The following is a 10,985-nucleotide window of genomic DNA, read 5'->3' as shown; positions in this document are numbered from 1 at the left end:
TTGAGTTCAATGGCGTTTTTAATTCATGACTCATATTTGCCAAAAAATCATCTTTAGATTTATTCGCTTGGATTAATTCTGCTTTTTGATCTTCAAGTTTGTTTTTTTGAATCTCTTTTATCATAGATAATTGTTCCATATTAATATAAGCTTCATTTATTCTTTTTGACATTGTATTAAATACTTTTGATAATTTATAAAGTTCATTTTTTTGTAAACTATCTAAGTCTATTTCCACAACTTCATGCTCTTCAATATCGAATCTATTAGTTGCATCAATGATTGTATTTAGTGGTTTAATTAGATATTTACCAGTAAAAATTACAAATAGTACCCAAAGAACAATCATGCTTAAACCCATATTTATAAGTATAAGTAAAATAGAATTCCAAACTTTATTATAAATAGCACTATTTTTTATATAAAAAGTAATCGTAGCAGTTTTATTAAATTTTTTAATTTGGATTTTATCAATCATTAACTCTTTTTCATTATAGAAATTTACATTATTAATTAAATCAATGTCATCATAGAAATTTACATCATTATGTATCTTTTGAACATACTTGCTCAATTTATCAGAAATAGTTCCTTTAAAAAATCCAAAATTATTTGAATCACTAATTACAGAAATTCCAGATATATTTGTAGTAGCAAAAATTGTTTTTGTAATATTATCTAATGCAAAAATATTTTTTTCAATTATATGTTTAGTAAGTAATTCCTTATAAACACTTTCTACTTTTTTAAATTGTGTAAAAGTCTCATTTTTTATATTATCATATTGAGAAAAAATCTGATAAATCATAAAAAATATCAATATAATAAAATAAGTAAGATAAACTTTTTTAAAAAGAATATATCCAATACTAAATTTGTAATTTTTTATAAAATCGTACATAAATTCCCTTATTTATAAAGATATAAATTATTATATCTAAACCTATGATTAAATTATAGTAGATAAAAGCACGTCAAAAGTATCATTTTATATAAATAATTAATACTATTTAAATATCCTTATAATGTTATAATTTTAATATTAATTTAAAGGAGTATTTTAGAATTATCATAAATTTAGCTAATGAATAATAAAATTGATTATGCAAAAATATGATGAATATAAAAAAGATATAAAGATTTTATGTATTGAAGACGAAGCTCTTGCAGGAATAAAGCTTGTAAAAATGTTATCTAAATACTACAACGAGATAATATTAGCTAAAAATGGTGAAGAGGCTTTAGAAATCTATAGGGATAGTTATGTTAGTTCTAAACCAATTGATTTGGTTATAACCGATATTGATATGCCTAAAATAGATGGAATTGAACTTTTAGAATGTATTAGAAAGTTTGATGAAAAATTACCATTTATTTATGTTACAGCTAAATTGGATGTTGAAATACTTTTGAAGCTAATTAAGTTAGATATTGTTGATTATATTCAAAAACCTTTGGATATAGATGAGCTTTTGAAAACCATAAATAAAGTAATTTTAAATAAATATAAAGTTTTCTTTTTTAATGAACATCATACAGAGCATATTTTAAATATTGGTGAAAATTTATTTTGGAATAATGATACTAAAACACTAACTTTAAATAATGAAATAATTAAGCTTACAAAGTATGAGTTGAATTTAGTTAACTATTTGGTTAACAACCATAATAAAGTTGTTACAACAGAAAATCTAGTTGATGAGATATGGGAAGATAGTTTAAGTACTTCAAATAACTTAAACTTGAAAAATCTAATCTCAAGATTAAAAACAAAAGTTCCTAAATTAAACATAGAAAATATATATGGATTAGGTTATAAAATAAGGATTCACCATGGATAATATAAAAGATTTTATAAAAAAATTAAAAGTTTTATATGTAGAAGATGAAGAACAAGCCAGAATAATATTTGGAAAGTTTTTAAGTAAAAAATTTGATATATCAATTTCATGCAATAATGGTTTTGAAGCCTATGATACATATATAAAAGCTGTAAATGATAATGAACCTTTTGATTTAATTATTAGTGATATAAATATGCCTAAAATAGATGGAATTGAACTTCTTGAAAAAATTAGAGAGCTAAATAAAGATATTCCATTTATTTTTACAACTGCAAGAAGTGAATCTGAACAAATGATAAAAGCCATAAACTTAAATGTTCATTCATATTTACTAAAACCTATAGATTTTTCTCTTATGGATATAACTATTGAAAAAATATGTAAAGATATCTATTATAAAAAGAATTATGAGTTACAAAAAAAAGAGACTGAAGCATATTTATCAGTTTTAAATAAAGAAGCAATAGTAATTAAAACTGATTTTGATGGAAATATTACTTTTGTAAATGATGCTTTTATTGAAGTTTCGGGATATTTAGAAGAGGAAATTTTAGGAAAAAGTCACAGTATATTAAAACATCCTGATGTCCCACAAAGCTTATACAATGAAATATGGGAAGTAGCTAGAAGTGGTAAAATATGGGAAGGAACACTAAAAAATCTCTCTAAAAACAATGAAACATATTATGTAAATAGTAAAATAATACCTATTTATGATGATTCTGGAAAAAATATTATTCAATTTATTAGTATAAGATTTTTAGTAACCGAAGAAGAAAATCAAAGAAGAGCTCAAAATAAAAGATTTATTGAACAAGTAACCCAATATAAAAAAGAGATTGCTACTTTGAAAAAAGAAAAAGAGCAATTATTATCAAAAGCAAGTGGAGCCAATGACAATACACAATTTTTAAAAGATAAAATTATTACACATGAAAATAAAATAAAAAGTTTATTATCACAGTTAGAAATTTATGAAACGCAAAACATTGAATACAATAAAATGGATTTAATGATGAAACAAGACAAGAAAAAACAATTTGATATGATGGCACGTCAATTACTTCAAATAAAAAATCAAAATAAAGCTTTAGCAAAAGAAGCAGAAGACTTAAGAACTGTTGCCATTCATAAAGATAAACAAATAGATTTATTAGAAAATAAAAAATTAGAACATGAAAAAAGAATTAGTAATTTAGTTGATTTAGTTACCAATCTTCAAAAAGAGTTAAAAGTTTTAAAAGGTGAAGAAAAAGAAGGAGAATAGAATTAATAAATGAATATAGAAAAACAATTTAATATTTTATACCCAATACTTAATAATATTTCCCCTATTTCTCAAGAAAATTGGGAAATAGCAAAAAAATATTTCAAGACTAAAACTTTAAGTAAAGGAGAACATCTTTTTTATATTGAAGATGATGTAAAAGATTTTTATTTTTTAATTGAAGGATTAGCAAGATATTATTACCTTACAGATGATGGAAAAGAGTTCAATAAATCTTTTGCAGAAAAACAAGGTCATCTTTTAAGTAGCATTTCCTCTGTATCACATGGAACAGGTTCCCCTTTTAGTGTTGAAGTACTTAGCCCTTTTACTACACTTTATATTTCCTATAAAAAGCTTTTAGAACTAGGAGAGCAATATAAACAATGGAATGATTTATTATTAAGGATATATGAAAATCTAGTAGTTAAAAAAGAAAAAAGAGAAGCTGATTTTTTACTTTTAAGTGCAAGGGAACGTTATGAAAAGTTCTTAGAAGATTATTCCATGATAGAAAATGCTGTACCAAACTACCACATTGCTTCATATTTAGGTATTACTGATGTTGCACTATCAAGAATTAGAAAAGAGATGAAAAATTAACATAGGTTAATGATAATATATTTTTTTGATTGTATACTTACATTATTAATTTATGGAGAAAAAAATGCAATTAAAAATAGCAGAAATTAAAGATATAGATAACATTTTAAAACTACATGCAAAATACCAATTAGCAACTATAGCAGAAGTTGATAAAAAAGATGGATTTGTAACTACTGGATTTACACCTGAAGAACTTACAGCAATTATTGAGAAAGAAAAAGGAATATTTATAGCTGTTGAAGATGATAAAGTTTTAGGTTATGTTATGTCTGCTTCTTGGCAGTTTTGGTCAAAATGGCCAATGTTTGCCCATATGATAAAAGACCTACCAAAACTAAGCTATTTAGGGCAAACTTTAAGTGTAGATAACTCTTACCAATATGGACCTGTTTGTATTGATAAAAGTGTAAGAGGAAGTGGACTACTTGAAAAACTTTTTGATTTTGCTTTAGAGTCTATGTCTAAAAGATACCCTATTTTAGTAACTTTTGTAAATGTAATAAATGAACGCTCTTTTGCAGCACATAAAAGAAAATTGGGGCTTGATGTTATTCAAGAGTTTGAATTTAATAATAACAGATACTATGAAATGGTTTTTGATACATCAAAAAGAGTTTTAAGAAAATAATGATAAGTGATAATTTAAAAAACAAAGATTTATGTAAAATAAGAACAATAACCTCTTTTTTAACTCTTACAAAAGATAAATCAATATGGGAAGATAAAATCAAAGAGGCTGCACTATTTGGTGGAGATTTAGCAAAAGAGTTTACTTTTCAAGGTTTTACAGTTCAAAGTATAAGAATAGTTACTAATGCTTTTGGAGAATATCTTGATACATCAACTTTAGAAAGTGCTATAAAAGATATGCAATTTTTATCTGATTTATTAAAAAGTGACTCTATGCCAAATATTAGAATAAGATTTGCAATAGGTGAAGCAAAGAGTTCAAATGAGATACAAATGTTACCAACACTCGTACAGAAATTTGGAGATTTGTGTAATGTATGCGTTAATGTTGAAGTTGATGATTTAGGTGTTCCAAATGCAGCTAAAACTTTAGAGTGCGCAAAAGTAGTAAAACAAATAGCACAAATAACTCCAAATGGTGAAGGTAATTTTAACTTTACTATTAATTATAACTGTAAGCCACTAATTCCATATTTTCCAGCATCTTATCACAATAGTAGTGATAAAGATTGTTTTGCGTTAGGACTTGAAACTCCTGATTTACTGGTAGTTGCATTAAAAAGTTTGCCTGAAGAAAAAGATCATAATAAAAAATGGCAAAATTCATATGAGATTATGAGTAACTCTTTACAATATCATATAAACAATGTTTTAAAGATAGTAAATAGTTTTAATCATAAATTTAAAAGAAAATTTGCAGGGATTGACACTTCAGCAGCTCCATCTAAAAATTGTAGTTCAATGGTAGATGTATATAAACTTCTTGGTGTACCCTACTTTGGAGCTTCTGGAACTATTGAGGCATCAGCACTTTTAACAAAAGTATTTAAGTCACAAAAAGGTTGTGAACTTATTGGATTTTCAGGACTTATGCTAGCTGTTGTTGAAGATGAAGGCTTAGCACTTGCTACAAAAAATAATGAGTTTGAGATACGTTCACTTCTTACATATTCTTCTGTTTGTGGAATAGGACTTGATACTGTTCCAATTGAAGGAGACACAAGTGTTGAAAAGATTGCTGATATTTGTAGAGATACTGGAACTATGGCTTTTAGATTAAATAAGCCATTAACTGTAAGATTATTTCCAGTTCCTGGATTAAAAGCTGGTGATATTACAAAATTTGAAAGTGATGATTTATGTAATAGTGCAGTTTTATTAGTACCTTAAAAAGTAAAAAACTGCACAAGGGCCATATAAAAAAGAGTCCCTAAAATAATAGAAACTAGATAATTATTAAATCTTAAGTGTAAAAAGACTGTAAATCCTATGGCTAAAAGCTCTTTTAGCCCATAAGGAGCAGATTTAAAATCTACACTTGTCAATGTATAAAATATCAATATGGTCATAATAATTGGTGGAAAATTTTTCTCAATAAATACAACCCAAGCTGGTGGTTCATGCTTTACAAAAAATAAAAAGGGAAATACCCTTGTTATATAATTTGCTATTGCCATTACGGCTATTGCTAAATATATTTCATTATTTGTCATTATTTAGCCTCTTTTTTAATATAAACATTCCCAATAAAGAGCAAACAATAGCAAAAATAAGCATATTGTCTATTGGAACTAATAAAATTGCAAGTATAGAAGTAATAGCCCCAATTATAAATGGTGTAAAATTTCTATTTGCCTTATATTGTTCAATTGCTAAAATAATAAAAAGAGCTGTAAGAGAAAAATCTAAGCCTTTTGTATCAAAAGAGATATTAGAGCCAAATATAGCACCAACTAACGTTCCAAATACCCAATAAAATTGATTAAGAGCACTTAAATAAAGATAATAATACTTTTTGTTTAGTTGTTCATCATCTTTTATACTCGTAAGTAAAGCATAGGTTTCATCAGTTAGTCCAAATATCAAATAGGGTTTTAGTTTTCCTGATTTTTTAAACTTCTTTAACATAGATAAGCCATAAAAAGATTGTCTTATATTTACAAAAATAGAAGTAATAAAGATATCAATAAGTCCAAGTTTTGAACTAAAAAATCCAATAGCTAAAAACTGTAAAGCTCCAGCATAAATAAATATTGACATTAAAAAAGCTAAATACCAAGGATAGTTAAAACTTGTAATTAATAAACCAAAAGCAAAACCAAGTACACAATATCCCATCATAACTGGGATAGATACCTTTAGTGCAGTTTTAAATTCAAGAGATTTTATCATTTTTTATTTTTGTAAAGAGAAAATTTCTCTTTACAGTTTTGAATAAGCTTCAGTAAGTTTTGTATATAAAAGGTTAAAATCAATATTTTCATACTCTTCTAATATTGAAACCATAACTACGTTATCTTCTTTACCATTCCACTCTTTTATGTATGTTCCCTCTTTATATCCATTATCTTGTCTAAATTTATTTAAACAATTTTTACCAATATAAAGTTTTTGTAACCAAGTAAATGATAATCCAGAAATTTTACAACATCTAAAATATTGATCAATAAATCTTTCTATTCCTGAAAAAGATGGCATATTTCCTGTTTGTATTGCTAAAGAGATATAAGAGAGTTTTTCTGACTCTTTTACCATAAGTTTTACATCTATTTCACTATTCGCTTCATAAATGCAATGTGTATTTACCAAAGATACTGCTTTTGGTATATTTGTTTCTTGTAAAATATAAGACATCAAAAAGTGCCATATATCAACTAATTCAACATGGATATTATTCATATCAGGTGCTGCATTAATATTTTTCCAATGCTTCCATGGTGTTGATTCAATTAATTCAGAAACTTCCATATGGATACATCTTAACCAATTAATCTCTTTTCCATATTTATTAGTTCCTAATTCCCAGTTTTTACCATTTGTTGAGTCATTTAACTCTTTTTGCAATAAAAACATCTCTTCTAATTTATGAGGAAAGCTAGAAGCTTCTTCTAATAGTGTTGCTAGTGGTAAACACTCTTCAACTAAACTATCTAATGTTGAGCTTTCAGGTAAATTTTCTTCACCTTTTAATAAATGTACAATTAAAGATACCGTATAAGGAACGTTATCTTTTTCTTCCCATTTCAAAATCTCTGCTGGTGTAACACCAATATATTTTGCAAAATCTTCTATGGCAAAAAAACCTAAAGATTTCGTAGCAATTTTTAAATCCTCATATAACAATCTAAACTCCTATTCTACCGGTAATTCTATTCTAAATAATGCACCATTTGAACTATTTTTTACACTTAATTTTCCCAAGCTATGTTCTTCAATGATTATTTTACTCATATACAATCCAAGTCCTGTACCCTTGCTATTGTTTTTAGTTGTATAGTATGAATCAAAAACTTTATCTAAACTTTTTTCTTCGATTCCACCTGCATTATCTTCAATTTCTATTATTACATAATTTTCGTTAAAATCACATCTAATAATTATCTGTTTTGATTTTATTTTTCTTTCTAAAAGAATATCAATTGCATTTTTTACTATGTTAATAATAACTTGAATAAGATTATTTTCAATAATATTAATTTCATAATCTTTTATGATTTCTAATTTAAAATCAATATTGTTTATAGTCAAAACATAATGTAAAAATGTTATAGCTTTATTTATTATTTTACTAGGTTTTGAAATAATTTTTCTACTTTCTGGTTTAAAAAAGTTCCTAAAATCATCAATCGTTTCTGACATATAATTTAACTGTAAATTTATATCATTAACTGTTTTTTCTAAAAAATTATTATCCACATATCCATCGGTTGCTTTTGTCAAAATAAGTTTCTGTGCTAATATTGAAACTGTTTGTAAAGGCTGTCTCCATTGGTGAGCAATCATAGAAATTAACTCTCCCATTGCAGCCATTTTTGATTGTTCTAAAAAAACTTTTTTTTGATTTTCTAAACTTTTTTTATAACTAATATCTTTAAATATTAAGATTATATCTTTTTCTCTTTTTTCAACATAAATTTTAGCCCAAAAAATTGTCTTATCACATTTTGAAACTTCAATTTCATCAATATAAAAATTATTTTCCGTTTCAAGTCTTTCAAAAAAATTATCATTCTCACTTTTATGTACAATTAACTCTTCTATTTTTTTAAATTTAATTTTCTTTTTATTTGCAGAAAACATTTCTCTAAATGAAATAGTTGCATCATTTATTTTACCATCTTTACTTAAATATAATATTGCTAAATTTTGATCTAAAATATTAAGTAAATAACCTATTTCATCATCATCTTTAACTATTTGTATTTTCTGGCTTTTTTTAAATAGATACAAATAAAAAATATCAAAGATTTCATCTACTCTTCTTGTAAATAAATAATCAGTCATCTTTCTATTTTTAGTATCTAAAAATATTGAATTTTTAAAGGTTCTAAGAAGTAAAAAGAGCTCATCTTTTTGTAAAGTATTGTTTAATAAAAACTTCAATTTAATATCTTTACCATTTTCTAAAAATTTAATAAAAGTATTAAACAAAGGCACCAATATTGTTTCTAAAAAATTTTTTGAATCAATATTCTTTTCTTTTATTAAAGAGCTAACTTGTTCATTATTTATAATATATGTAAAGATTTTAATTTGGTCTTTTTTTATCTTTAATATATTCTCTTGCAAATAAGTATTTCCTATTTAGTATTTGGTTTTTTTTGATAAAATTTACAGTCTAATCTACTAGAATTTTTTACAACAATACTTGGAATTGTTTGCGATTTGAAACCATAAGCCTTGCATCCATGAGCCCTACCACCTTGCCAAGTAACATAGTAATAAATACACTTTTGACATATAATTCTTTCTTCCATATTATATTAACACTTTGCTCTCTATTGCTTTTGCCAATGATAAAATATCAACATTTTCTAAACTTACTCCAGTAGGAACACCTTGAGCTATCTTTGTAAAATTAAGATTAAAACCTTTTAACCTATCTTCAATAAACAAAATAAAAGCATCATTTGATAAAGAAGGAGAGATAGCAAAAAGGATCTCTTTTACTTGGTTATTTTTAATAAATAAAATAAGCTTATCTAAAATTTCTTCGTCCAAATGAGATACTACAAAATATTTACCATTGAACTGTTTTGACTCTTCTATTGTAAAAATATCTTTAGCTGATTGAACAATACATAAAAAAGTTGGTTCTCTGTCTTCATCTAGACAAATTTCACAAATCTCATGCTCACTCATGCAACCACAATTGGAACATTTTCTTATGGATTTTAGTGCATTTTCTATACTATGTGCGATTTTAATACCACAATAATTATCACTCATTACAATATGATAAGCAAGTCTTTGTGCTGATTTTTTTCCAATGGTTGGCAAAGACTCAAAGGCTTCTACCAAATCATAAAATTTATTTAATCCAAGTTTCATTTGGCGATTATATCAAAAATTTATCATTTATTAGATAAAATCGCGAAGTTTTTTAAAATAATAAAAGGAGAAATACTTTGTTAGACATAGATTATTATGAATTATTAGAAGTAACAAAAAGCGCTGATAAAAGTACTATAAAAAAAGCTTATAGACAAATGGCCATGAAGTACCATCCTGATAAAAACCCGGATGATAAAGAAGCAGAAGAAAGATTTAAAGCAATTAATGAAGCATATCAAGTCTTAAGTGATGAAGAAAAAAGAGCACTATACGATAGATATGGAAAAGCAGGACTAGAAGGACATGGTCAAGGTAGAGGTGGCTTTAGTTCTGGTGGATTTGAAGATTTAAGTTCAATTTTTGAAGAGATGTTTGGACAAGCTGGTTTTGGTGGCTTTGGCGGTGGACAAAGAAGAAGTCAGAAAAAAACATATAGTTATAATTTAGATATTGGAGTTGAATTAAAAGTTGAATTCAACGAAGCAGTTTTTGGATGTAAAAAAGAAGTTGTTTATAAATATAAAACAGCATGTAAATCTTGTAGTGGAACAGGTGCACAAGATGGTAAATTATCTACTTGTAAAACTTGTGCTGGTCAAGGACAAGTTCACACTAGACAAGGTTTTATGACATTTGCTCAAACATGTCCAACATGTAATGGTAGTGGTGAATCTGTTGCTAATAGATGTAAAAAATGTTCTGGAACAGGATATGAAGAAAAAGAAGAAAAATTTAATGTTGATGTTCCTGAAGGTGTAAATGATGGAAATAGAATCAGAGTATCAAACAAAGGTAATATTGCTCCTGATGGTATAAGAGGTGATTTATATTTACAAATCAATGTAAAAGAAGACCCTCATTATATTAGACATGACAACGATATTTATATTGAAGTTCCACTATTTTTCACCCAAGTTGCACTTGGTGATACTATAACAATTCCAGGACTTAGAGGTGAATTATCTTTAGATATTCCAATGGGAACAAAAGATAAAGAGCAGTTTAAGTTTAAAAATGAAGGTGTAAAATCTGTTCAAGGTCATGGAAAAGGTGATTTAATTGTTCAAATTAAAATTAAATATCCTAAAAAAATAAATGAAGAACAAAAAGAGCTATTAGAGAAACTACAAGAGAGTTTTGGAATAGAGAGTAAACCACATGAAAGAAACTTTGAAAATATGTTTGATAAAGTAAAAAGTTGGTTTAAATAATATATATATTAAGTTAAACACGGTAATATTTTA

Annotated in this window: 12 protein-coding genes; 6 read left to right on the top strand and 6 right to left on the bottom strand. The window is 25.8% G+C overall.

Translation table 11 applies throughout. The annotated features are described in order from the left end of the window. Positions 1-901 (bottom strand): hypothetical protein (locus ACQY5W_RS05630; RefSeq protein ID WP_428023972.1); only part of this gene is annotated, 901 nt, incomplete at its 3' end. A 202-nt stretch (positions 902-1,103) separates the two neighbouring features. Between ACQY5W_RS05630 and ACQY5W_RS05625 the strand changes: the two genes are divergently transcribed. The 5 genes from ACQY5W_RS05625 (at position 1,104) to ACQY5W_RS05605 (ending at position 5,577) form a co-directional block, all read left to right on the top strand. After that, a complete protein-coding gene (locus ACQY5W_RS05625) occupies positions 1,104-1,841 on the top strand; it encodes a response regulator transcription factor (protein ID WP_428023977.1) in 738 nt (245 codons plus the stop codon). Continuing rightward, on the top strand, positions 1,834-3,111 hold the full coding sequence (locus ACQY5W_RS05620) for a response regulator (RefSeq protein ID WP_428023971.1): 1,278 nt from the start codon (positions 1,834-1,836) through the stop codon (positions 3,109-3,111). The genes ACQY5W_RS05625 and ACQY5W_RS05620 overlap by 8 nt, the downstream gene beginning before the upstream one ends. Before the next feature lie 9 nt (positions 3,112-3,120). Continuing rightward, positions 3,121-3,714 carry a Crp/Fnr family transcriptional regulator gene (locus ACQY5W_RS05615; RefSeq protein ID WP_428023970.1) on the top strand — a complete coding sequence of 198 codons (594 nt, stop codon included), beginning with the start codon at positions 3,121-3,123 and terminating at the stop codon, positions 3,712-3,714. Positions 3,715-3,778: 64 nt separating this feature from the next. Next, on the top strand, positions 3,779-4,345 hold the full coding sequence (locus ACQY5W_RS05610) for an N-acetyltransferase family protein (RefSeq protein WP_428023969.1): 567 nt from the start codon (positions 3,779-3,781) through the stop codon (positions 4,343-4,345). Then, the gene (locus ACQY5W_RS05605; RefSeq protein WP_428023968.1) at positions 4,345-5,577 is read left to right on the top strand and encodes a DUF711 family protein; all 1,233 of its coding nucleotides are present in this window, start codon (positions 4,345-4,347) and stop codon (positions 5,575-5,577) included. The genes ACQY5W_RS05610 and ACQY5W_RS05605 overlap by 1 nt, the downstream gene beginning before the upstream one ends. Here ACQY5W_RS05605 and ACQY5W_RS05600 read toward each other — a convergent pair. From ACQY5W_RS05600 to recR, 5 genes are all read right to left on the bottom strand, one after another. Continuing rightward, positions 5,574-5,900, bottom strand: coding sequence for a branched-chain amino acid transporter permease (locus ACQY5W_RS05600; protein WP_428023967.1), 327 nt, complete (start codon positions 5,898-5,900; stop codon positions 5,574-5,576). The two genes, ACQY5W_RS05605 and ACQY5W_RS05600, sit on opposite strands and share 4 nt — an antisense overlap. Next, positions 5,890-6,579 (bottom strand): AzlC family ABC transporter permease, encoded by a 690-nt coding sequence (locus ACQY5W_RS05595; protein ID WP_428023966.1) that lies wholly within the window; start codon positions 6,577-6,579, stop codon positions 5,890-5,892. The genes ACQY5W_RS05600 and ACQY5W_RS05595 overlap by 11 nt, the downstream gene beginning before the upstream one ends. A gap of 30 nt (positions 6,580-6,609) precedes the next feature. Next, the gene (locus tag ACQY5W_RS05590; RefSeq protein WP_428023965.1) at positions 6,610-7,530 is read right to left on the bottom strand and encodes a dUTP diphosphatase; all 921 of its coding nucleotides are present in this window, start codon (positions 7,528-7,530) and stop codon (positions 6,610-6,612) included. Between the two features lie 9 nt (positions 7,531-7,539). After that, positions 7,540-8,976, bottom strand: a complete 1,437-nt coding sequence (locus tag ACQY5W_RS05585; protein WP_428023964.1) for a sensor histidine kinase — start codon at positions 8,974-8,976, stop codon at positions 7,540-7,542. A 189-nt stretch (positions 8,977-9,165) separates the two neighbouring features. Then, on the bottom strand, positions 9,166-9,738 hold the full coding sequence (gene recR, locus ACQY5W_RS05580; protein ID WP_428023963.1) for a recombination mediator RecR: 573 nt from the start codon (positions 9,736-9,738) through the stop codon (positions 9,166-9,168). A 77-nt stretch (positions 9,739-9,815) separates the two neighbouring features. Here recR and dnaJ point away from each other — a divergent pair, with 77 nt between their 5' ends. Beyond that, positions 9,816-10,952 carry a molecular chaperone DnaJ gene (gene dnaJ / locus ACQY5W_RS05575; protein WP_428023962.1) on the top strand — a complete coding sequence of 379 codons (1,137 nt, stop codon included), beginning with the start codon at positions 9,816-9,818 and terminating at the stop codon, positions 10,950-10,952. Positions 10,953-10,985: the final 33 nt, after the last annotated feature.

The sequence above is a fragment of the Arcobacter sp. genome (assembly GCF_050300555.1).
Classification (GTDB): domain Bacteria; phylum Campylobacterota; class Campylobacteria; order Campylobacterales; family Arcobacteraceae; genus Arcobacter.
The sequence above is the reverse complement of the archived record's forward strand: the minus strand, read 5'-3'. Positions and strand labels throughout refer to the sequence as shown.